Source organism: Variovorax atrisoli (assembly GCF_014195185.1).
Classification (GTDB): Bacteria; Pseudomonadota; Gammaproteobacteria; order Burkholderiales; family Burkholderiaceae_C; genus Variovorax; species Variovorax atrisoli.
Map to the genome: position 1 here is coordinate 228,441 of NZ_JACIBG010000004.1, position 25,651 is coordinate 254,091.

Below are 25,651 nucleotides of genomic sequence, written 5' to 3' on the forward strand. Positions count from 1 at the left end.
CAGCCCTTTTCTTTCTTCCAAAGAGCCAGACAAGGCCGCAAGCAATACACATTCATTCAAGGAAACGACATGGGCGCCCAGTGGAAAGCCAAGCACAAGGACATCGCCGCCAACGCCAAGGGCCGGCTGTTCGGCAAGCTCGTCAAGGAAATCGTGGTGGCCGCGCGCAACGGCGCCGACCCCGCCTCCAACTCGCGCCTGCGGCTGGCGGTGGAACAGGCCCGCAAGGCATCGATGCCCAAGGAAACGCTCGACCGCGCCATCAAGAAGGGCGCGGGCCTGACGGGTGAATCGGTCAACTACGAGCACGTGATCTACGAAGGCTTCGCACCGCACCGAGTGGCGGTGATGGTCGAATGCCTCACCGACAACGTGAACCGCACCGCACCCGAGATGCGCGTGCTGTTCCGCAAGGGCCAGCTCGGCACCTCGGGCTCGGTGTCGTGGGACTTCGACCACGTCGGCATGATCGAGGCCGAACCCGCGAAGCCCGATGCCGACCCCGAAGTGGCCGCCATCGAGGCCGGCGCGCAGGACTTCGAGCCGGCCGGCGAGGACCACCCCGCCGTCTTCCTCACCGACCCCACCGATCTCGACCTCGTGAGCCGCGCACTGCCCGCGCAGGGCTTCACGGTGCTGTCGGCCAAGCTGGGCTACAAGCCGAAGAACCCCATCGATCCCGCGAGCCTGGGCGCCGAGGCGCTGGAGGAAGTCGAGAGCTTCCTCGCGGCCATCGACGCGAACGACGACGTGCAGAACGTGTACGTGGGCCTGGCGGGGTGAGCATCCTTGTCGGCAGGTGCCTGTGCGGCGCCGTTCATTACGAGGTGGCCGACGAGTTCGCCTACTCGCTGAACTGCCACTGCTCGGACTGCCGGCGCGCGACCGGCTCGGCCTTCAAGCCCTTCGCGGGCATCGAGCGACGCAAGTTCGCCATCACGCAGGGCGAGGACGGCATCGCGGTCTACGGCGAGCCCGACGCGGGCGACCTGCACTGCGCGAAGTGCGGCTCGCTGCTGTGCTCGGTGGTGCGCGAGGGGCAGTACGTGCACGTCACGCTGGGCACGCTGGTCGATGCGCCTTCCATCCGCCCGAGCGCGCACATCTTCGTAGGCTCGAAGGCGCCGTGGTTCACGATCACGGACGACCTGCCGCAGCACCAGGGCCACGTCGGCGCACAGTGAGCGGCGGGCTCAGGCCTCGCTCGCCTGCGCGTCGACGTGCACCAGCTCGTTGATGGCCTGCATCAGCGTGGCCGCGCTGACCGGCTTGAACAGCACCGGCACGCCCCACTCGCGCACGCGCTGCAGCCGCTCGGGCGCGGTCTCGCCGGTGATCAGCAGCATCGGCGCATCGAGCCTGAAGCGCTCGCGCAGGCGCAGCCCGACCTGCAGTCCCTCCGCGCCCTCGGCCAGGCGGTAGTCGCACATGAGCAGTGCCACGGGGTTCAGGTCCGCATCGGGCTGCATGAGCACTTCCGCCGCCTCGTCCTCGTCGGCCACGGCCACCGCGTCGATGCCGTAGGCGCGCATGAGCTCGGTCATCGCTTCGCGGATGTCCTCCTCGTCGTCGATCAGCAGCACGCGCCCGCCGAGTTCCGGGACCTGGAAGAAATGGCGCACGAGCGATTCGGAGTCCGGCAGCGGAAGGCCGTCGCGCGGCGCCTCGCCGGCCTCGGCCAGCGGCACGGTGAGCCGGAAGCGCGTGCCGCGTCCGGGGCGCGAGCGCATCTCGACCTCGTGGCCGAGCAGCCGCCCGAGCCGGCGCACGATCGAAAGCCCGATGCCCAGGCCCCGCGAGCGGTCGCGCCCCGGGTTGTTCACCTGGTAGAACTCCTCGAAGATGCGCTCGGCCTGCTCGGGGGCGATGCCGATGCCGGTGTCGCGCACCTCGATCCACACCTGCTCGCCGCGGCTGCGCGCAACCACCGTCACGCCGCCCTGGCGGGTGTACTTCAGCGCGTTGTCGACGAGGTTGGAGAGCATGCGGTAGAGCAGCTGCCGGTCGCTGCGCACCCACAGGCCGCTGGCGCGCACGCGCAGCTGCAGACGCCTGCGCTCGGCCTGCACGGAGAAGGTGTTGTGCAGCGGAAGGAACAGCTCGTCGAGCGACAGCGCGTGCGGCTCGGGCTCCACCACGCCGGCGTCGAGGCGGGAGATGTCGAGCATGGTGTCCAGCGAGGCGCCCAGCGCGTTGACGGCGCGCATCAGCCGCTCGACGTTCCTTTCCTCGGGCCGGTGGCGCAGCGTGTTGCCCAAAGCGGCGCCGAAGAGCGCGATGGCGTGCATGGGCTGGCGAAGGTCGTGGCTGGCGGCGGCCAGGAACTGGGTCTTCTCGGCGCTGGCGCGCTCGGTGGCCGCGATCTGCTCGCGCAACTGGGCCGCTAGCGCCTCGTTCTCGAACTGCAGGATCAGCGTGGCCGTCAGCCGCTTGTTCTGCCTGACGCCCTCGCTCAGCGTCAGCACCAGGTTGACGAAGGCGAAGCCCGCCAGGAACCAGTTGAGCGCGCCGCCGTACCAGGCCAGCGAGAGGATCAGCCCGCTCATCATCGGGATGCCGTAGCCGAACATCGCGTTGCGCAGCGGCCAGCGCGCCTGCACGGCGCGGGTCCAGCTGCCCATGATGACCACCGTGACGAAGGTGGTGAGCATCGAGTCCTGGATGCTCACCAGAAAAAGGCTGCTGGGCGCGGTCACGGTGCTGATCGCGGTGACGATGCGCGTGTACTTCCTGGCCCAGGCCGGCGTCTCCTCCAGCGGCACCTGCGGCGTCCAGCGCGGCGTGGCGATGGCATACAGGTCCACCAGCACGATCGCGGTGATGAGCGCCACGATCAGCAGCCTGAAGGCCGGATCGACGAAGAAGTAGCCGAAGCACCCGATGCCGATGGCGAAGCCCATGTGCGCCACGATGGCCGTGGTGTGGCCCGCGTACAGCGAGGCCACGTGCTCGCGCAGCACGCGCATCTCGAGGGTGGGGTCGAGGGGCAGGTGCCCCGGGGCCGGATCGTTCTTGTTCATGTCCCTTGTCTCCCTTCGGGGTCTTCGTCGAGCCCCGTTTGCCTGCCTGCGCAGGATTCGGCTCAGCGCAGGCTGCTGATCAACTGCGCGCGCGAACGCATGCCGAACTGCAGAAGGATGCCCGCGACATAGTTCTTGACCGTGCCCTCGCTGATCTCTGCGAGCACGGCGATCTCATGGTTGCTCTTGCCCTCCAGCAGCCAGTTGAGCACCTGCAGCTGCCGCTTCGTGAGCTTGTGCCGCGCATGGTTGGACGACGGCGCCACCGCCTCCGCCGGCGCAGGCGGCGCGGGCGGCTGGTAGTTCACCGCGTCGCCGCCGAGCAGGCCGCAGGCGCGGATGAAGCTCACGACCTCGCGCAGCGTGGCGGACTTCGGCAGGTAGGCGAAGGCGCCCAGCGTCATCGCACCCTGCGCGAGGGTGTCCTGCGCGAGCGAAGTGGTGCCGGTGCCCGACAGCACCACGACGCGCGCGGCGGGATGGCGCTCGCGGAACGCCATGAGGCCGCTCAGCCCCTGCGTGTCGGGCAGGGCCAGGTCGAGCAGCACCAGCTCGATCGCGTCCTCGTTGGCCTCGTAGACGGCCATCGCCTCGGCCAGGTCGCCGGCCTCGAGCACCTCGATGGGCATCGCCGAGGTGTTGGCCTGCAGCAGCGCGCACACGCCCATCCTCACCAGGTCGTGATCGTCCACGACCAGGATGGCGCGCGGCCGGGCGGGGTCCTGCGATGCCTCCTGTGCCGGGGATGAGGGCCTGTCGGTCTCTGTCATCCCGGGATGCTAGGGGTCGCTTGTGGGCACCGTAAGTGCCCAAAGTCATGGCCGCGCCCGGCGATGTCAGAGAGGCTCGAGCCCCACCCTCTTCATCATGGCCTCGGTGAATACCATTTCTCTAGTGAAGCCGCTCGTGTAGGCCGGCCCGTCCTGCATGTCGACCCTGCCCCCCTGCTCCTGCAGCGCCGCGATCACCCTGGGCTGTGCCAGCGCCTTCTCGAAGGCTGCGCGGATGCGCTGCACGACCGCATCGGGCGTGCCCGCCGGCACGGAGATGCCGCCCCACGAGGTGAGCTCGGCCCCCTTCACGCCCAGCTCGGCCAGCGTGGGCACCTGCGGCAGCATGGGGTTGCGCGTCGTTCCGGCCACCGCGAGCGCGCGCAGCTTGCCGCCTAGGATCTGCGGGTAGGCCACCGCGAGGATCGGCATGCCGAACGCGACCTGGTCGCCCAGCACCGCGTTGACCAGCTCCGAGGCGCCCTTGTAGGGCGCATGCAGCGAGCTGACGTTCTCGGCCGACAGCAGCATCTCCACGCCCAGGTGCGAGGGCGTGCCCACGCCGCCCGAGGCATAGGCCAGCCGCCCGGGTTGCGCCCGGGCCTTGGCCACCAGGTCGGCCAGGCTGCGGATGTCGGAACTGGCGTTCACGATCAGCACCACGTCGGAACTGGACAGCCGCATCACGTGGCGGAAGTCCTTCAGCGCGTCGTAGCCCGGGTTGCGGTACATGCGCATGTTGGCGGCCATGGGCGCGGCCGAGTAGATCCAGGTGTAGCCGTCGGCCGGGGCCTTGGCGACGATGCGCGCGCCGATGTTGCCGGCCGCGCCGGCCTTGTTCTCGATCACTACCGGCTGGCCGATGACCGGCGCCACGGCTTCCGCAAGGATGCGCGCGGTGATGTCGGGCCCGGTGCCGGCCAGGTAGGGCAGCACCCACTTGATGGGACGGCTGGGGTAGGCCTCCTCGGCCTGCGCGAGGCCCGGGCCCAGGGGCAGCAGCAAGGCGGCCAGGGCGTGGCCCAGCAGCCTGCGGCGGTGCGGATCGGTCATTCGTCTTGTCTCCGGTTTCTTGTATCTCTTCGTCTCTTCGCTGCTTCTCGGAACGCGCGAGGCGCCCTAGCCCGTCTCGGACGCCAGCAGCTCCTTGGCGATGGTGTTGCGCTGGATCTCGCTGGTGCCGGTGAGCACGCGGTACATGCGCAGCAGGCGGAAGAGGAACTCCACGCGCCGGCCCTGCACGATGCCTTCGCCGCCATGGATCTGCACCGCGCGGTCGGCCACGCGGAAGGCGGTCTCGGAGCAGAACAGCTTGGCCATGGAGGCCTCGGCGCGCGCGTCCGAGCCGGCGTCGATCTGGCGCGCGGTGTGGATCATCAGCGCGCGTGCAGCGGCCAGCTCGGTCGCCATGTCGGCCAGCATGTGCTGGATGGCCTGGAACTGGCCGATGGCGCGGCCGAACTGCCTGCGCTGCAGCGCGTAGTCGCGCGCGTCGCGCAGCGCCACCTGCGCCAGCCCGACCATCGCCGGGCAATGAAGCAGCCGGTTGACGGTGATGCGGCCCAGCGCCAGCGCCAGGCCGCGGCCCTGCTCGCCGATCAGGTTCGCGGCCGGCACGCGGGCGTTCTCGAACACGATGTTGCCGGTGCCCGACTGCCCCGCCATGGTCTTGTAGCCCGACTCCACGCGCACGCCCGGTGCAGACAGGTCGACGAAGAAGGCCGACACCTCGCGCTGCGCGGGATCGGTGGCGGTGGAGGCGACCAGCACCGCGAAGTCGGCAAAGGGCGCGCCCGAGATGAAGCGCTTGCGGCCGTTGACGACATAGTCGTCGCCGTCGCGCACCGCGTGCGTCTGCACCGCGCCGGCGTCGGAGCCGGCCTGCTCTTCCGTCAGCGCGAAGCAGATGGCCTTCTCGGCCTCGGCCACGGGCACGATGAAGTTCTTCATCTGCCACGGCGTCGCGAAGCGCGCCAGCGCACCCACGCGCGGCGGGCCGCTCAGCTCGCCGAACACGTGTGGCGCGAAGGGCGAGCCGGTGGCGTAGATCGCTTCCTTGATGAGCGCGTGGTCGAGCACCGCGAGGCCCATGCCGCCCATCTTCTGGGGCAGCGTCATGCCGTAGAAGCCCAGCTCGCGAGAGCGCTTCCACACGCGCTGCAGCAGCTCGCGGGACGCGCCGCGCTCGCTGTCGACGTCGTGCTCGCGCGCGAGATCGGCCAGTTCGCCGTTCAGGAAGGCCTGCACGCGCACGATGACTTCGGCTGCGCGCTCCGAGCCCTCGAAGGGGCCCGCGAAGATCGGCGCCATGTTGTTGGTGACGGGTGTCGTCGTCGCATCCATCTCAGTTCACCATCCTCTCCTGGCCCGCCCAGTACGGGGCCTGCACCGCCTTGCGCATCACCTTGCCGTTGGGGTTCTTCGGCAGCGATTCGACGAACTCGATGCGGCGCGGGCGCTTGAAGCCGGCCAGCCGCTCGCCGCAGAAGGCGTCGATGGCCGAGCCGTCGGCTGCGCGGCCGGGCTTGAGCACCACGTGCGCCGCCACCGACTCGCCCCACTTGTCGTCGGGAATCGCGAACACGCAGGCTTCCTGCACCGCCTCGTGCTGGAACAGCACCGCCTCGACCTCGGACGGATAGACGTTGAAGCCGCCGCTGATGACCATGTCCTTCTTCCGGTCGACGATGTAGACGTAGCCCTCCTCGTCCATGCGCGCGAGGTCGCCGGTGTGGTAGCGGCCGTTCTTCAGCACCTCGGCCGTGAGCTCGGGCGCGCGCCAGTAGCCGGCGAAGATGTCCTCGCCGCCGACCACGATCTCGCCGATCTCGCCGGTGGCCACGGGCTGGCCCTCGTCGTCGAGGATGCGCACGTCGCATTCGAGCAGCGGGCGCCCGCAGGAGGCCAGCCGCTCGGGGCGCGCGGCGCGGGCATGGAGGTGATCGTTCGTGGTCAGCGCGCACACGCCCGATGTGGTCTCGCCCGCGCCGTAGCCCTGCGAGAGCACGGGGCCGAACACGTCCATGGCCTTGAGGATGCGCGCAGGCGCCATCGGCGCGGCGCCGTAGCCCAGGCGCTGCAGGTCGGGCAGCGGGCGGTACTGCCCTTCGAGCTCGCCCAGCAGCATGTTGATCATGGTCGGGACCATGAAGGTGTGCGTCACGCGGTCGGCACGCATGTCGGCGATGAAGCGCGCCGGCTCGAAGCCCGAGAACAGGCGGATCGTCACGCCGCTGCACAGCGCCGGCACGATCTGCATGCCCGAGGCGTGCGTGACCGGCCCCACGAGGCCGAGGATGTGGCCCTCGTGCATGCCCTCGGAGCGGATCAGGAACTTGCGCAGCTGCGCGAGCCGGTTGCCGAAGGTCTGCATCGCGGCCTTCAGCACGCCCGAGGAGCCCGAGGTGTAGTGCAGCACGGCGAGTTCGTCGGCATGCACTTCCACCGGCGTGAATGCATCGCTGGCGCGGGCCAGCGCGGCCTCGTAGCCGGTGGCGTCGTCGCCATCGATCAGCAGCAGGCGGGGCATCTCGCCGCGGATGTGCGCACGGAAGCTCTCGGCGCGCTCGCGGGTGGTGACGATGATCGCCGCCTCGCTGTTGGCGGCGATCTCGCCCACTTCGCCGGGCGACAGGCGCGAGTTGAACGGCGCCTTCACGAGGCCGGCCTTGTAGCAGGCGATCTCGACCTCGACGATCTCGGCGCAGTTGGCCAGGTAGATGCCCACGCGGTCGCCGCGCGCCAGGCCGAGGCCCAGCAGCGCGTTGGCGAGGCGGTTGCTGCGCTGCTCGAGCTGCGCGTAGGTGAGCGTGCGCGCGGGGCTCATCACAGCGACGCGGCGCGCGTTGGCGCGCGCGCTGCGCGCCACGAGGGCGCCGACGTTGGCGACCATGCGCCTGGGGGGAATGGATGGGGGATTGATGCTTGTCTCCTGGGTGCCGCGACGTGCGATCGCGCATGTCGCCGTTCCGCTCTTGCGGTCAGCGGCACTGTTCCAGAAGCGCGGCTGCAGGAGAAATACTGTTTGCTGATCCGGGGCCATCACCGGAATTGATGGCCTTCGCCCGATGGCGCGTGCCCTTGTTCGCGCCCGGGCTCAGCCGCGCATCGTCCACTCCGCCATCCACTTGCGCTGCCCGATGAGGCTCTTCGCTTCAGCGGTCAGCGCATCCACCACCACCTGCGCGACGGCATCGAGCGGACGCTCGGGCGTGACCAGCGTGTAGGCGCGCGAAAGCTCCGGATTGACCACGCGAGCGACCAGCCAGCCTTCGCGAGGCGGCGGACTGTCGCTCAGCGCGCAGGCAGGCACGAAGGTGAAGCCGGCGCCATTCAGATAGAGGGAGCGGATCACCCGTGCCGAGTCGTGCTCGTGGCCGATGTTCAGCGGCACGCCGCGCGCATTCGCCGCGCCTTCCACCGACTGCCGGATCGCGAAGCGCCGCGACTGCAGCACCAGCGGCTGCGCCGCGGCGTCGGCAAGATCGATCACCGGGTACTGCGATGCCGCGGCGCCTGCGTCACCCTTCGCCGGGCGCCGCCGCCCCGCGGGCACCGTGGGCGCCGCGCGCAGCAGCCGGGCGACGCGGCCATCCGTATCGCGCCCGCAGAAGTACATGCCTTCGCGCGCCATCGGCCTGCAGCGCAGGCCCTCCAGCGGCGGCGTGTCGACCAGGATGCCGACGTCGGCGCGGCGCTCCAGAACGGCCTTGCACACCGTCAGGCTCAGGCCGTCGAGCACGAAGACGCGCACGCGCGGATGCGATTCCTTGAGCGCCGCGAGCACCGGCCCCATCAGCAGCGAGGCGAGCAGGAAGGGAATGGCCAGCGTGACGGAGCCCTCGGGACCCTGCGGCAGGCGCTGGATGCGCTCGCGCATGGCGTCGGCGTCGCTCAGCAGGCGGCGGGCGTCGTCGTAGAGGCGCAGCCCGGCCGACGTGGGCGTGACGCCGGCATGCGAACGCTCGAAGAGCTGCACGCCGAGTTCGCTTTCCAGCTTCTTGATCTGCGCCGTGAGCGCCGGCTGCGCGACGTACAGCGCCCCGGCCGCGCGGGAGAGGCTGCCGGCTTCGAGCACGGCGATGAAATAGCGGAGGGTGCGCAGGTCCATGGGTTGCGAGTGTGGGGCCGGGGCTGGCTACTATGCCTCGCGGGGTCGTTCTCGGGCCTCGCAGGCCTCCCGGGCAGGTAAACCCTGATCGGCGATCAGGCATCTGTCCGGAAACTGGACACACTATTTGCCTGAATAACTTACATACGCCGGCAGCGGCCCAGGAAATCTGTTGTGGATCAAGGCGCAGGCGCACTGGCATGTCCCGTGCAACGCAAGCCCATCCGATCCACAACATGCGCGGAGTCATCGCGGGCCGTCAAGCATCCCGCACTCGTGCCCGCGCCTGGAGACAACCATGGACACCCCCCCTCGATCCGGCGGAAATGCGCCGCAGGCACACGACAGCGTCGCGGCCTGGTTCGACCCCCTGCTGTCCGAAAGGCTCGCACAGGCCGGCTTCGGCACGCTGCAACAGCTGGCGCAGCGCATCAACGATGCCGGAGTGACCTGGTGGTATCCGGTGCGGGGCATCGGCGTGAGGCGGGCCGAGCGCGTCGTGCAATGGCTGCGCGAGCAGCAGGAGAGCACGGGCATGCAGGTGGACCTGCGCTGCGTTCGCGAACACGGACGCGCCCGCTCGGCGCCCTGCGATGCCACCCCGACGGCTGCGGCGCGCGGCTCGGATAATGCGCGCTTCGTGTCAGCAGCAACAGAGCAAGGATGAGCGCAGCGGATTTTCTTTTTTCTCCCGAAGTACAGAAGCTGCTCACGGTCCTGTACGCGGCGCCCGCCGATCAATGGTTCCCGACCGCCGAGCTCGCTCGCCGGACCAGGCTGGCCGAGCCCGAAGCCGCCGCCACCGTCGAGCATCTGGTCGGCAGCGGCATCGTGAAGCGGCAGGCCGCGAAGGGCGAGGAGCAGCCCGAGGCCATCCGGATCGACCGCTCCTTCGTCTTCCACGACCAGCTGCGCAGCATCGCGCTGCGATCCTTCGTGGCGGCGGAGCCGATCCGTTCCATGCTGCGCTCCAAGTTCAAGGACTCGGTCGTGCGCGCCCTGGTGCTGGGCGAGGACGCGCAAGGCACCATCGAACTGCTGATCGCGCACGGCCAGCTGGTGCCCGACGAAGCCGCCATGGCGGCGGCATGCCAGAAGCTGTCGAAGTCGATGGGCCGGCACCTGAATGTGCACGTCGTTCCGCTCGCGCGGCTCAACGGCATGCCCGCGCGCGATCCGCTGGCTGCGAAGCTCTCCGCGCCCACGGTGCACGAGATCATCGCGCTGGGCGACACCAAGGCGGCGCTGCCCGCCGAGCGCGGCGGCCTGCTGCAGGCGGCCAGGAAGAAGCTGGCGACGCTGGGCAGGCCTTAGCTGGCAGGCCCCGGAAAAGCGAAAAGGGCCTGCTCACCGAAGAGCAGGCCCCTTGCCTGAATCAGGAACCGGGAAGACCGGCTTCAGAACGGAATGTCGTCGTCCATGTCGTCGAAGCCCGACGACGACTTGGCCGGTGCCTGGCGCGGAGCCGGCGCGGGAGCGCGCGGTGCAGCCGCGGGTGCGCGCGGGGCATAGCCGCCACCGCCGCCGCCGCCGCCGCCACCGCCGTAGCCGTCGTCGTCGCTGGGACCCGACGGACCGCCCTGGCCCTGGCGGCTGCCGAGCATCTGCATCTGGTCGGCGCGGATCTCGGTGGTGTACTTTTCGATGCCGTCCTTGTCGGTCCACTTGCGCGTGCGCAGGCTGCCCTCGACATAGACCTGCGAACCCTTGCGCAGGTACTGGCCGGCGATCTCGGCCAGGCGGCCGTTGAAGACGATGCGGTGCCATTCGGTGGCTTCGCGCATTTCGCCGCTTTGCTTGTCCTTCCAGCGATCGGTGGTGGCCACGGTGACGTTCGCGACCTGGTCGCCGCTCGGGAATGTACGCATCTCGGGGTCGCGCCCCAGATTGCCGACGACGATGACTTTATTGACCGATGCCATATGCACTGCCCCTGATAAGTGGATGGAGGAGAAGGTTGAGAAGAACCCTCGATTGTGCCCCAAGGCGACTGCCCGCAATCCCCTGAGGTGCCAGAATGGCCCGGACCGATGAATCGCGAACCCGACTTTTTCGAGCATCTGCGCGCCGAGCTGTCCAGCGGGCGGATCTGGCTCGACCGTGCCATCGTGCTGGGCTACGCCATCGCGGCGGGCCTCTTCGTGGTGGGCTTCACGCTGGCCAGCGACTGGGTCTTCGGCCAGTTCCACCGCTTCTACCGCGCCTGGCCCTGGGCCCTGCTGCTGACCACGCCGCTGATCACGGCCGGCATCGTCTGGTTCACCCTGCGCTTCTTTCCCGGCGCGGGCGGCTCGGGCATCCCGCAGATCAAGGCCGCGCTGCACCCGGCCCTGCCCGACGAGCGGCGCTTCGTGTTCGCCTCGCTGCGGCTGACGGTCGCGAAGATCGGGCTGGGCGTGGCCGGTTTCGCGGCCGGCCTGTCGATAGGGCGCGAGGGCCCCTCCGTGCAGGTGGCGGCGGGCGTGATGCAGCACGCGCGGCGCTGGCTCTCGCCCAACACGGCCATCGACGGGCGCGCGCTGCTGGTGGCCGGCGGCGCGGCCGGCATCGCGGCGGCCTTCAATGCGCCGCTGGCGGGTGTGGTGTTCGCCATCGAGGAGCTGTCGGGCCGGCTCGAGGCTCGCTCCAGCGGGCTGATCATCACGGCGATCGTGCTGGCCGGCCTGGTGGCGGTCTCGGCCTTCGGCAACGTCAGCTACTTCGGCGTGATCCGCGTGCCGCGGCTGGGCTGGGACGTGCTCGGGCCGGGCCTGCTGGTCACGCTGTTGAGTGGCGCCGCGGGCGGGCTGTTCGCGCGGCTGCTGATCGCCTCCCTTACCGGCACGGCCGGGCGCTTAAACCGCTGGCGGGCGCGCTTTCCGGTGCGCTTCGCGGCCGTCGGCGGACTGGCTGTGGCCGTCATCGGGCTGGTCACGGGCGGCGTCACCTTCGGCGCGGGCTCGGAGGCGGTCAAGCAGATGCTGCAGGGGCATGACGAGCTCACGCCGCTCTACACGGTGCTCAAGTTCGTCGCCACCTGGCTCACGGCGTGGTGCGGCGTGCCGGGCGGGATCTTCGCGCCGTCGCTGTCCATCGGCGCGGGCATCGGCGACGCGGTGGCGCGCCTGGCCGCCAGCGAGCACGGGCCGGCGCTCATCGCCATGGGCATGGCCGGCTTCCTGGCGGCGGTGACGCAGGCGCCGCTCACCGCCTTCATCATCGTGATGGAGATGGTCGACGGCCACTCGATGGTGCTGAGCCTGATGGCCGCCGCGATGCTGGCCAGCCTGGTCTCGCGCATGATCAGCCGGCCGCTGTACGACACGCTGGCCGAGCACATGGTGAGCCGCGCGATCAGCACCTCCGCCGGCACCGAAGCGGTGCACCCGCCGCCTGCAGAAACCCCGAAGTCCGAACCGCCGGTTCCCTCCGGCTCGCCATGAAATCGTGGGCGGTCTATCATGTCCGGTTGCCCTCGGACGATCGCCTGCCTTGAATTCAAAAGCCACCGCACCCACCGCCCGTAGCGAAGCCGACGCGGAAAGCGCCCGCGACGCGGAACTCGAACGCAACACCTACCTCGGCGCAGTGCTGGCGCAGCAGCGCATCAGCATCCGCGGCGCGCGCACGCACAACCTGAAGAACGTCGATCTCGACATCCCGCGCAACAAGCTGGTGGTCATCACCGGTTTGTCGGGCTCGGGCAAGTCGAGCCTTGCCTTCGACACGCTGTATGCCGAAGGGCAGCGGCGCTACGTCGAGAGCCTCTCGGCCTACGCGCGGCAGTTCCTGCAGCTCATGGACAAGCCCGACGTCGACGTGATCGAGGGCCTATCGCCCGCGATCAGCATCGAGCAGAAGGCCACCAGCCACAACCCGCGCTCCACCGTGGGCACGGTGACCGAGATCCACGACTACCTGCGCCTGCTCTACGCGCGCGCCGGCACGCCCTACTGCCCCGACCACCACCTGCCGCTGCAGGCGCAGACGGTGTCGCAGATGGTCGATGCGGTGCTGGCGATTCCCAACGAGCCGCGCCTGATGATCCTGGCGCCCGTGGCACGCGAGAAGAAGGGCGAGTTCGTCGAGCTCTTCGCCGAGATGCAGGCCTCCGGCTACGTGCGCTTCCGCGTCGACGGGCAGATCTACGAATACAACGACCTGCCCAAGCTCAAGAAGACCGAGAAGCACGACATCGACGTCGTCATCGACCGCCTTCGCGCGCGTCCCGACATGCAGCAGCGCCTGGCCGAGAGCTTCGAGGCCGCGCTGCGCCTGGCCGAGAGCCGCGCGATCGCGCTGGAACTGGGCGCGGAAGGCGCTCCCGACAAGGAGCACCTGTTCAACGCCAAGTTCGCCTGCCCGATCTGCCACTACTCGCTGTCGGAGCTGGAGCCGCGCCTGTTCTCGTTCAACTCGCCCGTCGGCGCGTGCCCGACCTGCGACGGCCTGGGCAGCCGCGAGGTGTTCGATCCGGCGCGCGTGGTGGCCTTTCCGTCGCTGTCGCTCGCCAGCGGCGCCATCAAGGGCTGGGACCGCCGCAACGGCTACTACTTCAGCATGATCGAGAGCGTCGCCAAGCACTACAAGTTCGACGTCGACGCACCCTTCGAATCGCTGCCGGCCTCGGTGCAGCAGGTGCTGCTGTACGGCTCTGCCGCCGAGGAGATCAAGTTCAACTACACCATGGAGTCGGGCAACTTCGCGGGCAAGAAGCTCACGAAGAAGCACCCCTTCGAGGGGATCATCCCGAACATGACGCGGCGCTACCGCGAGACCGACTCGGTGATGGTGCGCGAGGACCTCGCGCGCTTCCGCAACATGCAGCCCTGCCCCGACTGCGGCGGCTCGCGCCTTCGCCCCGAGGCGCGCAACGTGTTCCTGGTCGACGAGAGCGGCGCGGACAACGGCACCGAGCGCCCGCGCATGGCGATCTTCGAGCTCAGCCGCCTCACGCTGCGCGATTCGCTCGGCTGGTTCGAGAAGCTCAAGCTGCGCGGCGCCAAGGCCGAGATCGCGGAGAAGGTGGTGCGCGAGATCGGGCTGCGCCTGAAGTTCCTCAACGACGTGGGCCTGAACTACCTGAGCCTCGACCGCAGCGCCGAGACGCTGTCGGGCGGCGAGGCGCAGCGCATCCGCCTCGCCTCGCAGATCGGCTCCGGCCTCACCGGCGTGATGTACGTGCTCGACGAGCCCAGCATCGGCCTGCACCAGCGCGACAACGACCGCCTCATCGGCACGCTGAAGCACCTGCGCGACATCGGCAACAGCGTGATCGTGGTCGAGCACGACGAGGACATGATCCACGCCGCCGACCACGTGATCGACATGGGCCCCGGCGCCGGCGTGCACGGCGGGCGCGTGATGGCGCAGGGTACCTGCGCCGAGGTCTCGTCCAACCCCGACTCGCTCACCGGCCAGTACCTCTCGGGCGCGCGCAGGATCGAGGTGCCGAAGCACCGCACCGCGTGGCTGCCTTCGACGAAGCAGCCCGCCTTCCATGAAGGCAGGAAGCCCCCGCGCTTTCCGCCGAGCCCCGCCGCCGAGCGCCGCGCCGCACGCGAGGCCGCGCACCTCGCCACGCAGACCGACCTGCAGGAGATCCGCGTGGTCGGCGCCACGGGCAACAACCTCAAGAACGTGAGCGTGGCCTTCCCCGTCGGCCTGCTGACCTGCGTGACGGGCGTGTCGGGCTCGGGCAAGTCCACGCTGGTGAACGACACGCTCTACACGGCGGTCGCGCGCACGCTCTACCGCGCGCACGAGGAGCCGGCGGCGCACGAGTCGGTGGAAGGCATCGAGTACTTCGACAAGGTCATCAACGTCGACCAGAGCCCCATCGGCCGGACCCCGCGCAGCAATCCGGCCACCTACACGGGCCTGTTCACGCCCATCCGCGAACTCATGGCCGAGACCAACACCGCGCGCGAGCGCGGCTACGGCCCGGGGCGCTTCAGCTTCAACGTGGCGGGCGGGCGCTGCGAGGCCTGCCAGGGCGACGGCGTCGTCAAGGTCGAGATGCACTTCCTGCCCGACGTGTACGTGCCCTGCGAGGTCTGCCACGGCCAGCGCTACAACCGCGAGACGCTCGAAGTGCTCTACAAGGGCAAGAACATCGCGCAGATCCTGGAGATGACGGTCGAGGCCGCGCACGACTTCCTCAAGGCCGTGCCCACCATCGAGCGCAAGCTGCGCACCCTGCTCGACGTGGGCCTGAGCTACATCAAGCTGGGCCAGTCGGCCACCACGCTGTCGGGCGGCGAGGCGCAGCGCGTGAAGCTCGCGCTCGAACTCAGCAAGCGCGACACCGGCCGCACCCTCTACATCCTCGACGAACCGACCACCGGCCTGCACTTCGCAGACATCGAGCTGCTGCTGAAGGTGCTCCACCAGCTGCGCGACGCGGGCAACACCATCGTCGTCATCGAGCACAACCTCGACGTCATCAAGACCGCCGACTGGCTGATCGACATGGGCCCCGAAGGCGGCGCCGGCGGCGGCACGGTGGTGGGCCAGGGCACGCCGGAGGACATCGCGGCGAACGAGGCGAGCCATACGGGGCGCTACCTGAAGCGGCTGCTGGAGCAGAAGTAGCCGCTGCTGGCGCCTGCAGGCCGTTCATGGACTGTGCGGGCGCTGAAGGGATCAGACCTCCGGACGCAGAGGACGCGAAGATCACGCAGAGGTCGAAGAAGAGACCGAAAACATTCTTGTGTTTTCCTTTCGCGCCCCTCGCGAAACCTTCGCGTCCTCTGCGTCCGGCTGCGCGCTCCTGATCCTGCCTCTCAAGTCGTCGTCTGCACGTGCAGGCGGCTCGTCTTGCAGCGGTGCAGCGCGCGGTAGTGCTCCAGCGGCCGGCCGTTGGCGCCGTAGGCGATCGATTCGATGCGCAGCAGCGGCTCCGGCTGCGGCAGGTTGAGGAGGTCGCAGGTCTCGGCGTCGGGCAGCACGGCGTCGATCCAGCGTTCGGCGCGCACCAGGCGCAGGCCGTACTGGCGGCGCAGCACGTCGTAGAGCGAGCGGTCGTCCAGGCGCGTGCGGTGCAGGCCGGGTGCCAGGTCGGCGGGCACCACGGTCTCCACCAGCAAGCGCAGTTCGCCGTCGACGCTGCGCAGGCGCTTGAGCGCCACCACCTGCGTGTCGTCGGTCAGGCCGAGCGAGGCGGCCTCCTGCTCGGTGGGCGCGCGCAGTTCCTGCGTGAGGATCTGCGTGCGCACCGAGCGGCCCTTGCGTTCCATCTCGTCGGAGAAGCCGAGCACGGTGGAGACGAAGTCCTCGTCGCGCTCGCGCGCCGACACGAAGGCGCCGCGGCCCTTGATCTTGTAGATGAGGTTGTTGCGCACGAGGTCGGCCAGCGCCTCGCGCACCACGATGCGCGAGATGCCGAACTGCTCGCCCAGCTCGGCCTCGGACGGCAGCTTGGCGCCGATGGGCAGCACGCCCTGCAGGATCTGCATGCGAAGCGCGTCGCGGAACTGGGCCCACAGCGGGGACTCGGAGTCGCGGTCGAGCACGGTCGAAATTTCGGTCGGAGAGTTCACGTCGAAGCTTGGCCCAGGGCCTGAGGAGTCATCAATGATGCATCGAAAGACGCCGGTGCATCGGCGGCCACCGGCGAAAGCCGCACGCCGTGGCGCTCGCGCAGCGCAGTGGCGCAGGCGTGCAGCTCGGCGTGCTGCTGCGCAGCGTCCCAGCCCAGCGCATCGGCGGCGATGCCTGCGATCTCGGCGAGCGCGGCGTCGGTGACCAGCCCGCGGATGGCCAGCAGCGTGCGGCGGATCACGAGGTCGTCGAGATGCACCACGCCGGTCTCGAGGCAGAGATACGAAAGCTCGGCCACCGAATAACCGGGCGCGTGGCGCAGCGGCATGTCGCCCGATGCGGAGAGGCGCTGCGCCAGCGGCAGGGCCTTCGATCCATAGCGCTTCAGCAGCACCTGCGCGCGCGTGCGGCTCATGCCGGAGGCGGCGACCAGGCGATCGAGAAAACGCTCGGTCGCCTGCGCATCGGCCGGCAGCTCGGCGCCGCCGCCGATCGGCAGCATGTCCGTCGATGCCGTGCGCGGACGGCCCAGTTGCTTCAGCACTTCGTCGACGGCCTCTTCCGCGAGCGCGCGGAAGGTCGTCCACTTGCCGCCGACGAGGCCGACGACCGGAATGTCGCGCGTGGCGCTGGGCGGATCGAGCACCACCGAGTGGTCGCGCGAGATCTGCCCCGGCTTGTCGGCGTCGGAGCGCGCAAGGGGCCGCACACCGACGTAGGTGTAGACCACGTCGCCGCGGCCGAAGCGCAGGTTGGGGAACACCTCTGCCAGCACTTCGAGCAGGTAGTCGACCTCCTCGGGCTCGGTCTCGATCCTGTCGGGGTCGTCCACGGGGATGTCGGTGGAGCCCACCAGCACGCGGTCGAGGAAGGGGTAGACGATGCACACGCGCCCGTCCACCGCCTCGAAGTAGGCCATGCGGCCCTGCAGCGCGTCGCGCAGCGCGGGATGGTCGAGCACGAGGTGCGAGCCCTTGGTGCCCATCACGCGCGGGCCGGCACCGCCGAGCACCGCAGTGCTGCGGTCGAGCCACGCGCCGCTGGCGTTCACCACGGTGTCGGCCGTCACGCGCACCAGCGCGCCGGTGATCTCGTCGCGCAGCGTGATGATGTTGCCGGCGCAGCCCATCACTCGGCAGTAGTTGGCCGCGGCCGATCGCGGCTGGTCGCGGCAGGCGTCGCCGATGAGTTCGAGGATGAGCCACTCGGGGTGGCTGATCCACGCATCGAAGAAGGTGGCCGTCCAGCGCACCGCCGAGCGGAACAGGCTGCGGTCGCCCGGGGGAACGCGGCTGATGCGGTGGTTGGGCATCACGCGCTGGCGGCGGCCGAGCAGGTCGTACAGGCGAAGGCCCGCGGCCACCGCCAGCAGTCCGCGCGTGCGCTGCGGCGGCTTGCGGCCGAAGAACTTCAGCGCGCTGCTCATGAGCCCACCGAAGAAGCTCGACAGCGGCACCACCGTCTTCAACGGCTGCACCAGGTGCGGCGCGTTGCGCAGCAGCAGGTTGCGCTCGCGCGTGGCCTCGGCCACCAGCGAGAAGCTGCCGTTCTCCAGGTAGCGCAGGCCGCCGTGGATCATGCGCGAGGGCGCGCTGCTGGCGCCCGCGCTGAAGTCGCCCTTGTCGACGATGAGGCAGTCCACGCGCTGCAGGCACAGGTCGCGGAACACGCCCACGCCGTTGATGCCGGCGCCGACGATGACGGTGGAGAAATGTCGGTCCGCGAGCGACGCGGGGCGCACGAAGGGCAGTTGCCACGCGCTCATCGGGAGACCTCCGCGCTGCGCGCTGCGGTGCTGCCGGCGGCGGCCGTCACGCCGCCCGCCAGATGGGAAAACACAGGAGACATGGTGTCGATCAGTTCGTTGAAGCCGGCGTTGAAGTCGGCATGGGCGCGCGCCAGGGCGGCGTCGGGCTCGACGGTGTCGCAGGGCGCGAGCAGCGCGCTGCCCTGCTCCGCTCGGTCGATGCCCTGCGACATGGCGGCGTAGATGGCGGCGCCGCGCGCCCCGGTCTCGTCGTCGGCGCAGCGCTCGACCGGATGGCCGAGCAGGCCCGCGAGCAGGCGCACGAGGCGCGTGTCGCTCGCGCCGCCGCCAAGCACGGTGCACGCGGACACAGGCAGCCCGCAGGCCGCGAGCCGCGCGATGTGGCGCGCATGCAGCGCCGCGACCGCATCGACCACCGCGCGCGCCATGTCGCCGCGCGTGTGATGGCTCTTGAGGCCGACGAAGCCCGCGGTCACGCCGCCGCCTCCGTTCACGAACGGCAGGAAGCGCAGCCCGCCCGCGCCCAGCGGCACCGACATCGCGAGGTCGACCACCGCACGCGCATCGGGCAGGCCGAGCACGCCGGCCAGCCATGCGATGTTAGCCATCGAGGAGGGGCTGTTCTCCATGTAGAGCCGCTTGTCCTCGCGGCCGAAGTTGACGACGGCGGCCACGGCGGGCTTGGGCTCGATCACCGGCCCGATGACGGCGTTGACGCACCAGGTGCCGAAGACCGACACCGCGCGCGAGCGCCCTTCGGCGCAGATCGCGGTCATCGAGGCCAGCAGGTCGATGGCGCCCATCGCCACCGGAATGCCCGCGGGCAGGCCGCACAGCGCGGCCTCCGAAGGCCGCAGCCTGCCGACGATCTCGCCGCTGGGCACCAGCGGGCCGAAGACGCGCGGCCCGAGATCGGCGATGCCCGAGGCATCGAAGGCCGCCTGCGACCACGTGCCCGTTTCGATCGACACCAGCCCGGCCGTGCTCGCGTCGCTGGCGTCGGTGGCGACCTCGCCCGTCAGCAGGAAGCCGAGGTAGTCCTTCGCGAACATCAGCCGGCGCACCGCGCCGCGCTGCACGGCGTCGGTGCCCAGCAGCTCGGCCGCGATCACCGTGGGCTGGCCGGGCCAGGGCTGGCAGCCCACGTCGGCGAAGAGTGCCGGGCCGTGGCCGAGCGCGAGGGAGCGGGCGCGCGCGTCGGCGCGCTGGTCGGTGGAGGCGACGGCCCGTCCGCCCACGAGCTCGTTGCGCGCGTCGAGCGCATAGAGCCCGGCGCCGTGGCCGGTGCAGCCGATGGCGCGGACCTCCGACACGCGGTCTCCGAGTTGATGGGCGACGTCGCGCAGCACGTGGGTCAATGCGGCGCGGATGGCCGCGGCCCCCACTTCGCATCCCCCTCCGGGCAGCCGGTCGTGCGGCAATGGCATTCGTGACAGGGCGACGCTGCGGCCGTTCCCGGCTTCGAGGGCCAGGGCTTTCAGGCTGCTCGACCCCATGTCGATGCCGATCAGTATGTTGGGCTTCATGTCATAACAGCTTCGGCTGAATAAAAGCGGCCTGCCAGTAGCGTTTCCCCTAGTTATCCCTCCAAATGGCCAGCGCGTACATTCTAGCCTGTCATAACAACTGATGTGACAAAGCGGTTCCGAGAGCTGCCCTGAAAAGCGGCATCCACAAGCTGTGCACCCAACGTGAGGAGACAAAGAATGAGGCGTAATTTCCTGAAGTCCGCCGCGGCCGCCGGCATCGGCCTGGCCGGCGCGAGCGCATTCGCGCAGCAGCAGGCGGCTGCCCCCGCCGCCGGCGGCGGCCTGCGCGGCAATCCCAGCGACGTCTACGTGATGAACGTGATGGTGTCGGGGGTCGAGTACTGGTTTCCGGTCTACGAAATGATGAAGCAGCTCGGCCGCACGCTCGGCGTTCGCACCCGCTACACCGGCACGCCCGAGTACGACGTGAACAAGCAGCTCGCGTCCTTCGAGCAGGAGCTGGCGCGCAAGCCCGCGGGCATCCTGCTGCACCCGATGAACCCCGACCCGTTCATCGAGCCGATCAACCGCGCCGCGGCGATGGGCATCCCGGTCGTCACCTTCGCGGCCGACTCGCCCAACTCCAAGCGCACCTCCTTCGTCACTTCCGACAACGACCGCGAGGGCAACCAGGCGGCCGACGCCATCGCCGCGTCGCTGGGCGGCAAGGGCGAATACGCGGTGCTCGAGAACCCCGGCCAGGACAACCACGACCGCCGCATCGCCGCCTTCATCAACCGCATGAAGACCAAGCACCCCGGCATGAAGCTGGTGGGCCGCGCAGCCAGCAACCAGGACCCGAACAAGGCCTACCAGGCGGTGCTGAGCCTCGCGCAGGCCAACCCGAACCTGGGCGCCCTGTTCATGCCCGAGGCCAACTCGGCCCTCGGCGCGGCGCAGGCCAAGGTGGAGACCAAAAAGAACATCAAGGTGATGTGCTGCGACGTGAACGCCAAGATCCTCGACATGATCAAGTCGGGCGACGTGTTCGGCGCCATCAACCCCAACCAGGGCATGCAGGGCTACATGGGCATGATGATGCTGTTCCTGGCCAAGAACCCCGGCCTCATCGACCCGATGAACGACGCCAAGCGCAACGGCACCAACCCGATGTCGGTGCCCTTCCTGGACAACGGCCTGTCGGTGGTCAGCAAGGCCAACGCCGACGACTTCTACTGGGACAAGTACCTCGCCCGCCGGGGCACCAAGGGAATCGGCGAGTGAACGCAGTGGGCGCATTGCTCGAACTGCGCGGCATCAGCAAGCGCTTCGGCGCTTCGCGCGCGCTCACGGGCGTGGACTTCTCGCTGCGCCGCGGCGAGATCCACGCCCTTTGCGGCGAGAACGGCGCGGGCAAGTCCACGCTGATGAACATCATCGACGGCATCCACCAGCCGGACGAGGGCACGATCTCGCTCGACGGCAAGAAGGTGGTGATCGACGGCCCCGCGCACGCGATGCGCCTGGGTATCGGCCTGGTCCACCAGGAGATCGCCCTGTGCGGCGACGCCACGGTGGCCGAGAACATCTTCATGCCGGAGATCAACGCCGGCAGGAGCGCGTGGATGAACTACGCGAGCCTCGACGAACGCGCCGCCAAGGTGCTGCAGCGGCTGGGGCAGGACATCGACCCCGCCGCGCTGGTGAAGGACCTGAGCATCTCCACGCAGCAGCTCATCGAGATCGCCAAGGCGCTCACGCTCGACTGCAAGGTGCTGATCCTCGACGAGCCCACGGCCGCGCTCACCGACAACGAATCGGCCGCGCTCTTCCGGGTGCTGCACGACCTCAAGGCGCAGGGCATCGGCATCATCTACATCAGCCACCGCATGGCGGAGATCTTCGCGCACTGCGACAGCGTCACCGTGCTGCGCGACGGCCGCCACGTGCACACCGGCCCGCTGGCCGAGCTCGATGCCGACGGCCTGGTGCGACGCATGGTCGGGCGCGACCTGGGCAACTACTACCCGCCGAAGCAGGAAGAACCGGCATCGGGCGAGCATGTGCTGGAGGTGACCGACATCGCCGACGGCGAGCGCGTGCACGGCGTGTCGTTCAGGCTCGGGCGCGGCGAGATCCTCGGCATCGCGGGGCTGATGGGCGCCGGCCGCAGCGAGCTCGCGGAGACCATCTGCGGCCTGCGCACCGCGCGCAGCGGCAGCGTGCGGCTGCGCGGCAGGCCGCTCACGATCCGCAAGTACAGCGACGCGCTGCGCGAAGGCATCGCCTACCTCAGCGAGGACCGCAAGGCGGCGGGCGTGTACCTGGAACTGCCGATCGCGCAGAACATCGCGTCGATGGCGCTCGCGCGCGTGAGCTCGCGCTTCGGCCTGCTGCAGCGCGCCGCCGAGCACAAGCTGGCCGTGAGCCTCGGCGCGCGGCTCAAGCTCAAGTCGGACGGCGTGGACATCGACGTGGCGAGCCTGTCGGGCGGCAACCAGCAGAAGGTGGCCATCGCCAAGCTGCTGGCCACCAACCCGTCTGTGCTGCTGATGGATGAACCCACGCGCGGCGTGGACGTGGGCGCCAAGTCGGAGATTCACCACATCCTGCGCGACCTGGCCAGCCAGGGCGTGGGCGTGATCGTGATCTCCTCGGAGCTGCCCGAGATCATCGGCCTGTGCGACCGTGCGCTGGTGATCCGCGACGGCCGGCTCGCCGGCGAGGTGCAAGACAAGGACATGACGGAAGAGGCCCTGCTGCGGCTGGCCTCCGGACTTTGCGAAGAGGAAACGACAGCATGAACTACCCAGCACAACTGGACGCGGGCGCCGCGGGCCTGACGCCGCCGCAGACGACCGAGGGATCAGGAGGAGGAACGAAAGGAGGCCCCGTGAAACCCGCCAGCAGGCTCGCCAGCATGCGCGAGCTGGGCCTGTTGATCATCATCGCCGCGCTGTGCGTGGGCATGAGCTTCGCATCGCCCTACTTCCTCACCTGGGACAACGTGCGCGCGATGCTGCTGTCGTTCTCCATCGAGGGCATCGTGGTGGTGGGCATGACCATCCTGCTGATCGTCGGCGGCATCGACCTGTCGGTGGGCTCGGTGGTGTGCTTCGCGATGGTGATCACCGGCAAGCTCTTCCTCATGGGCTTCGATCCGTGGACGGCGGGGCTCATCGCTATCGCGGCCAGCGCCATGATCGGCGCGATGATCGGCGGCTGCGTCACGCGCATCGGACTGAACCACTTCATCGCCTCGCTGGCCTTCATGGTGATCGTGCGCGGCCTGTGCCTGGCGCTCACGCAGGGCACGCCGCAGTCGCTGTTCTCGCTGCCGGCCGAGTTCAAGTTCATCGGCCAGGGCACGCTCTTCGGCGTTCCGGCGGTGATCCTGATCTTCCTGGCGATCGTGGTGGTGAGCGACTTCGTGCTGCGCCGTTCCTCGCTGCTGCGCCGCGTGTTCTACACCGGCAGCAACGAGAAGGCGGCGCTGTATTCGGGCATCCGCGTGGGCCACGTCAAGTTCTGGGTCACGGTGCTGTGCGCCGCATCGGCCGGCCTCGCGGGCGTGATCTACACCGCGCGCTTCGGCGCCGCCACGCCCACCTTCGGCGTGGGCATGGAGCTCAACGTGATCGCCGCAGCGGTGATCGGCGGCGCCAGCCTCAAGGGCGGCTCTGGCACGGTGCTCGGCGCGGTGCTGGGCCTGGCGCTGCTGTCGGTGGTGACCAGCTCGCTGATCCTGCTGGACGTCTCGCCCTACTGGCAGGACGTGATCAAGGGCGTGATCCTGCTCGCGGCCGTGACCATCGACCACCTCATGAACACGAGAAAGACCAAGCGATGAACAACATCAGCACCAGCAACGCATCGGCCATGAAGAAGACCACCCTCGGCCCCTCGGGCATCGAATGCTCGGCCATCGGCCTGGGCACCTGGGCCATGGGCGGATGGATGTGGGGCGGCGGCGACAACGCGGCCGCCGTGCTCGCCATCCAGGCCTCGCTGGATGCGGGCGTGAACCTGATCGACACCGCGCCGGCCTACGGGCTGGGCCGCTCCGAGAGCATCGTCGGCACCGCGCTGAAGGGCCGCCGCCACGAGGCGGTGATCGCCACCAAGTGCGGGCTGGTGTGGCACACCCGGAAGGGAACGCACTTCTTCGAAGAAGACGGCCACCCGGTGTACCGCTACCTCGGGCGCGAGTCGATCATCCACGAGGCAGAAGAGAGCCTGAAGCGCCTGCAGACCGACTACATCGACCTCTACATCACGCACTGGCAGGACGCCACCACGCCCGTGGCCGAGACCATGGACGCGCTGCTCGAGCTCAAGAAGCAGGGAAAGATCCGCGCCATCGGCGTGAGCAACGTGAGCCCCGAGACCCTGGCCGAATACCTGCAATATGGCCCGGTCGACGCGGCGCAGGAACGCTACAGCCTGATCGACCGCGAGATCGAGCAGACGCTGGTGCCGCTTTGCACGGAGAACAACGTGGCGGTGCTGGGCTACTCCTCGCTCGCGCTGGGCCTGCTCGCGGGCCCCATCGACCCCGAGCGCAAGTTCACCGGCGACGACCAGCGCGCGACCAACCCGCGCTTCAGCGCCGACAACCGCGCGAAGCTAAAGGCCTTCTTCGAGGAACTGGAGCCGCTGCGCCGGCAGCTCGAATGCTCCTTCGGCCAACTCATGATCGCCTGGACGCTGGCGCGCGGCAGCGTGTCGGTGGCGCTGTGCGGCGCTCGCGCGAGCAAGCAGGCCATCGAGAACGCGGGCGCCGGCTCGGTGCGCCTGCACGACGCGGCGCTGGAGCTGATCGACGGCGCCGCGAGCAGGCACCTGGGCTCGCTCGGCTGAGCCCTCCTCTCTTCTGTCACACATCAACAAGCAAGGACTTCTCTCCGTATGTCGAAGGACAAGACCGCACGCCTGAACCGGCTGCTCAACAACGGGCGCTGCCTGGACATCGCGCTCGACCACGGCGTGTGCAACGAGCCCACCTTCCTCGAAGGCCTCGAGGACATGCCCGCGGTGATGGAACGCCTCGTGGCCGCGCGCCCCGACGCGATCCAGCTCAACTACGGCCAGTCGGACCTGCTGCAGGACCGCCCGGGCCGCGACAAGCCTGCCCTCGTGATGCGCATCGACATGGGCAACCCCTACAACGCCACGCGCCACCGAGTGATGTGGGCGGTGCTGCAGAACGAGCACGACCCGGTGCTGCCCGCCGTGCAGCAGGATGCCGCCTGCGTGGTGGTCAACCTCTTCATGCTGCCCGACGAGCCCGACCTGTTCCGCCAGTGCGTGCAGAACATCGCGCGCGTTCGCGCCGACTGCGACCGCTACGGCATGCCGCTGATGATCGAGCCGCTGGTGATGCAGGCACCGTCGGCCGGCAGCCGCTACTCGGTGGACGGCGATGCCGAGAAGATCGTCACGCTCGTGCGCCTGGCGCGCGACATGGGCGCAGACATCGTCAAGGCCGACCCCACCACGGATCCCAAGGACTTCCACCGCGTGGTGCAGGCCGCGCGCTGCCCAGTGCTCGTGCGCGGCGGCGGCCGCGAGGACCTGCAGCAGGTGTTCGCGCGTTCGCGCGTGCTGATGGACGAAGGCGCCGTCGGCATGGTGTACGGGCGCAACGTCTACCAACACGGCGATCCGTCGGCGGTGGTGGACGCGCTGATGGCCATGATCCACCGCGGCGCGAGCGCCAAGGAGGCATGGGACATCTACGAATCGGGTGGCGCGAAATGACATGACGAAGACGCGCCCTCTCTAGGAGGAGGAAACAAGGAAGAAAAAGCCTCACGGCGGGCGGCGGATGCGTCGCCCGCCGGGGTGCGTCCTGCGCGCGCGTTTTCCATCCCACGCGCGGCAGGCGGCAAGGAAGAGAAGAGAGAGACAAGAAGACAACAAGACAAGACGGACACGGAAGTTAGTTGGCCAAGAAGAAAACGGTTCCCCTGCGGACTTCAAACAACCTGGAG

The 25,651-nt window shown here is 69.3% G+C and carries 21 protein-coding genes; 11 read left to right on the forward strand and 10 right to left on the reverse strand.

The window, feature by feature from the left end; genetic code table 11:
* Positions 1–69 precede the first annotated feature (69 nt).
* Positions 70–783, forward strand: coding sequence for a YebC/PmpR family DNA-binding transcriptional regulator (locus tag FHY06_RS16245; RefSeq protein WP_019655538.1), 714 nt, complete (start codon positions 70–72; stop codon positions 781–783).
* Positions 780–1,184 (forward strand): GFA family protein, encoded by a 405-nt coding sequence (locus FHY06_RS16250; protein ID WP_184605776.1) that lies wholly within the window; start codon positions 780–782, stop codon positions 1,182–1,184. Before FHY06_RS16245 ends, FHY06_RS16250 begins: the two co-directional genes overlap by 4 nt.
* Before the next feature lie 9 nt (positions 1,185–1,193).
* On the opposite strand, the gene FHY06_RS16255 is transcribed toward FHY06_RS16250, so the two are convergent.
* From FHY06_RS16255 to FHY06_RS16280, 6 genes are all read right to left on the reverse strand, one after another.
* Entirely contained in the window at positions 1,194–3,020 is a 1,827-nt protein-coding gene (locus FHY06_RS16255; protein ID WP_184605777.1) for an ATP-binding response regulator, read from the reverse strand.
* A gap of 62 nt (positions 3,021–3,082) precedes the next feature.
* A complete protein-coding gene (locus FHY06_RS16260; protein ID WP_132751973.1) occupies positions 3,083–3,790 on the reverse strand; it encodes a response regulator transcription factor in 708 nt (235 codons plus the stop codon).
* Between the two features lie 66 nt (positions 3,791–3,856).
* A complete protein-coding gene (locus FHY06_RS16265) occupies positions 3,857–4,843 on the reverse strand; it encodes a Bug family tripartite tricarboxylate transporter substrate binding protein (protein ID WP_184605778.1) in 987 nt (328 codons plus the stop codon).
* Between the two features lie 66 nt (positions 4,844–4,909).
* Positions 4,910–6,133, reverse strand: a complete 1,224-nt coding sequence (locus FHY06_RS16270; RefSeq protein ID WP_126184038.1) for an acyl-CoA dehydrogenase family protein — start codon at positions 6,131–6,133, stop codon at positions 4,910–4,912.
* Between the two features lies 1 nt (position 6,134).
* Positions 6,135–7,682, reverse strand: a complete 1,548-nt coding sequence (locus FHY06_RS16275) for an AMP-binding protein (protein ID WP_184605779.1) — start codon at positions 7,680–7,682, stop codon at positions 6,135–6,137.
* Between the two features lie 204 nt (positions 7,683–7,886).
* Positions 7,887–8,900 carry a LysR family transcriptional regulator gene (locus tag FHY06_RS16280; protein ID WP_184605780.1) on the reverse strand — a complete coding sequence of 338 codons (1,014 nt, stop codon included), beginning with the start codon at positions 8,898–8,900 and terminating at the stop codon, positions 7,887–7,889.
* A 298-nt stretch (positions 8,901–9,198) separates the two neighbouring features.
* Between FHY06_RS16280 and FHY06_RS16285 the strand changes: the two genes are divergently transcribed.
* Together FHY06_RS16285 and FHY06_RS16290 are read left to right on the forward strand one after the other, a co-directional pair.
* On the forward strand, positions 9,199–9,567 hold the full coding sequence (locus tag FHY06_RS16285) for a phage integrase family protein (protein ID WP_126184040.1): 369 nt from the start codon (positions 9,199–9,201) through the stop codon (positions 9,565–9,567).
* Positions 9,564–10,214 (forward strand): hypothetical protein, encoded by a 651-nt coding sequence (locus tag FHY06_RS16290; protein ID WP_184605781.1) that lies wholly within the window; start codon positions 9,564–9,566, stop codon positions 10,212–10,214. The genes FHY06_RS16285 and FHY06_RS16290 overlap by 4 nt, the downstream gene beginning before the upstream one ends.
* A gap of 83 nt (positions 10,215–10,297) precedes the next feature.
* Here the strand turns inward: FHY06_RS16290 and ssb are convergent, their stop codons facing one another.
* Positions 10,298–10,822, reverse strand: coding sequence for a single-stranded DNA-binding protein (ssb, locus tag FHY06_RS16295; RefSeq protein ID WP_184605782.1), 525 nt, complete (start codon positions 10,820–10,822; stop codon positions 10,298–10,300).
* A gap of 108 nt (positions 10,823–10,930) precedes the next feature.
* Here ssb and FHY06_RS16300 point away from each other — a divergent pair, with 108 nt between their 5' ends.
* On the forward strand, positions 10,931–12,322 hold the full coding sequence (locus tag FHY06_RS16300; RefSeq protein ID WP_184605783.1) for a chloride channel protein: 1,392 nt from the start codon (positions 10,931–10,933) through the stop codon (positions 12,320–12,322).
* Positions 12,323–12,467: 145 nt separating this feature from the next.
* On the forward strand, positions 12,468–15,473 hold the full coding sequence (uvrA, locus tag FHY06_RS16305; RefSeq protein WP_311733706.1) for an excinuclease ABC subunit UvrA: 3,006 nt from the start codon (positions 12,468–12,470) through the stop codon (positions 15,471–15,473).
* A 191-nt stretch (positions 15,474–15,664) separates the two neighbouring features.
* On the opposite strand, the gene FHY06_RS16310 is transcribed toward uvrA, so the two are convergent.
* Genes FHY06_RS16310 through FHY06_RS16320 form a run of 3 tightly spaced genes read right to left on the reverse strand, consistent with a single transcriptional unit; the run spans position 15,665 to position 19,715 of the window.
* Entirely contained in the window at positions 15,665–16,420 is a 756-nt protein-coding gene (locus tag FHY06_RS16310; protein WP_019655526.1) for a GntR family transcriptional regulator, read from the reverse strand.
* Positions 16,417–18,186: a glycerol-3-phosphate dehydrogenase/oxidase gene (locus FHY06_RS16315; RefSeq protein WP_184605785.1), complete on the reverse strand. Its 1,770-nt coding sequence runs from the start codon at positions 18,184–18,186 to the stop codon at positions 16,417–16,419. Before FHY06_RS16315 ends, FHY06_RS16310 begins: the two co-directional genes overlap by 4 nt.
* Entirely contained in the window at positions 18,183–19,715 is a 1,533-nt protein-coding gene (locus tag FHY06_RS16320; protein ID WP_184605786.1) for an FGGY family carbohydrate kinase, read from the reverse strand. The genes FHY06_RS16315 and FHY06_RS16320 overlap by 4 nt, the downstream gene beginning before the upstream one ends.
* Positions 19,716–19,895: 180 nt before the next feature.
* Between FHY06_RS16320 and FHY06_RS16325 the strand changes: the two genes are divergently transcribed.
* The 5 genes from FHY06_RS16325 to FHY06_RS16345 are packed head-to-tail and all read left to right on the forward strand — an operon-like array spanning position 19,896 to position 25,418.
* Complete coding sequence (locus tag FHY06_RS16325; protein ID WP_019655523.1) at positions 19,896–20,942, forward strand: substrate-binding domain-containing protein; 1,047 nt, start codon at positions 19,896–19,898, stop codon at positions 20,940–20,942.
* Complete coding sequence (locus tag FHY06_RS16330; protein WP_405054317.1) at positions 20,939–22,462, forward strand: sugar ABC transporter ATP-binding protein; 1,524 nt, start codon at positions 20,939–20,941, stop codon at positions 22,460–22,462. The genes FHY06_RS16325 and FHY06_RS16330 overlap by 4 nt, the downstream gene beginning before the upstream one ends.
* Entirely contained in the window at positions 22,459–23,508 is a 1,050-nt protein-coding gene (locus FHY06_RS16335; protein ID WP_019655521.1) for an ABC transporter permease, read from the forward strand. The genes FHY06_RS16330 and FHY06_RS16335 overlap by 4 nt, the downstream gene beginning before the upstream one ends.
* Positions 23,505–24,518 carry an aldo/keto reductase gene (locus FHY06_RS16340; RefSeq protein ID WP_240650010.1) on the forward strand — a complete coding sequence of 338 codons (1,014 nt, stop codon included), beginning with the start codon at positions 23,505–23,507 and terminating at the stop codon, positions 24,516–24,518. Before FHY06_RS16335 ends, FHY06_RS16340 begins: the two co-directional genes overlap by 4 nt.
* Before the next feature lie 48 nt (positions 24,519–24,566).
* Positions 24,567–25,418: a class I fructose-bisphosphate aldolase gene (locus FHY06_RS16345; protein WP_184605787.1), complete on the forward strand. Its 852-nt coding sequence runs from the start codon at positions 24,567–24,569 to the stop codon at positions 25,416–25,418.
* Positions 25,419–25,651: the final 233 nt, after the last annotated feature.

Bases quoted from the DNA above. Each gene is read 5' to 3' on its own strand.
- FHY06_RS16270 (WP_126184038.1), bottom strand. From the start codon at position 6,133: ATGGATGCGACGACGACACCCGTCACCAACAACATGGCGCCGATCTTC.
- FHY06_RS16265 (WP_184605778.1), bottom strand. From the start codon at position 4,843: ATGACCGATCCGCACCGCCGCAGGCTGCTGGGCCACGCCCTGGCCGCC.
- FHY06_RS16325 (WP_019655523.1), top strand. From the start codon at position 19,896: ATGAGGCGTAATTTCCTGAAGTCCGCCGCGGCCGCCGGCATCGGCCTG.
- FHY06_RS16340 (WP_240650010.1), top strand. From the start codon at position 23,505: ATGAACAACATCAGCACCAGCAACGCATCGGCCATGAAGAAGACCACC.
- FHY06_RS16275 (WP_184605779.1), bottom strand. From the start codon at position 7,682: ATGGTCGCCAACGTCGGCGCCCTCGTGGCGCGCAGCGCGCGCGCCAAC.
- FHY06_RS16280 (WP_184605780.1), bottom strand. From the start codon at position 8,900: ATGGACCTGCGCACCCTCCGCTATTTCATCGCCGTGCTCGAAGCCGGC.
- FHY06_RS16345 (WP_184605787.1), top strand. From the start codon at position 24,567: ATGTCGAAGGACAAGACCGCACGCCTGAACCGGCTGCTCAACAACGGG.
- FHY06_RS16285 (WP_126184040.1), top strand. From the start codon at position 9,199: ATGGACACCCCCCCTCGATCCGGCGGAAATGCGCCGCAGGCACACGAC.
- FHY06_RS16335 (WP_019655521.1), top strand. From the start codon at position 22,459: ATGAACTACCCAGCACAACTGGACGCGGGCGCCGCGGGCCTGACGCCG.
- FHY06_RS16315 (WP_184605785.1), bottom strand. From the start codon at position 18,186: ATGAGCGCGTGGCAACTGCCCTTCGTGCGCCCCGCGTCGCTCGCGGAC.
- FHY06_RS16245 (WP_019655538.1), top strand. From the start codon at position 70: ATGGGCGCCCAGTGGAAAGCCAAGCACAAGGACATCGCCGCCAACGCC.
- ssb (WP_184605782.1), bottom strand. From the start codon at position 10,822: ATGGCATCGGTCAATAAAGTCATCGTCGTCGGCAATCTGGGGCGCGAC.
- FHY06_RS16300 (WP_184605783.1), top strand. From the start codon at position 10,931: ATGAATCGCGAACCCGACTTTTTCGAGCATCTGCGCGCCGAGCTGTCC.
- FHY06_RS16255 (WP_184605777.1), bottom strand. From the start codon at position 3,020: ATGAACAAGAACGATCCGGCCCCGGGGCACCTGCCCCTCGACCCCACC.
- FHY06_RS16290 (WP_184605781.1), top strand. From the start codon at position 9,564: ATGAGCGCAGCGGATTTTCTTTTTTCTCCCGAAGTACAGAAGCTGCTC.
- FHY06_RS16260 (WP_132751973.1), bottom strand. From the start codon at position 3,790: ATGACAGAGACCGACAGGCCCTCATCCCCGGCACAGGAGGCATCGCAG.
- FHY06_RS16320 (WP_184605786.1), bottom strand. From the start codon at position 19,715: ATGAAGCCCAACATACTGATCGGCATCGACATGGGGTCGAGCAGCCTG.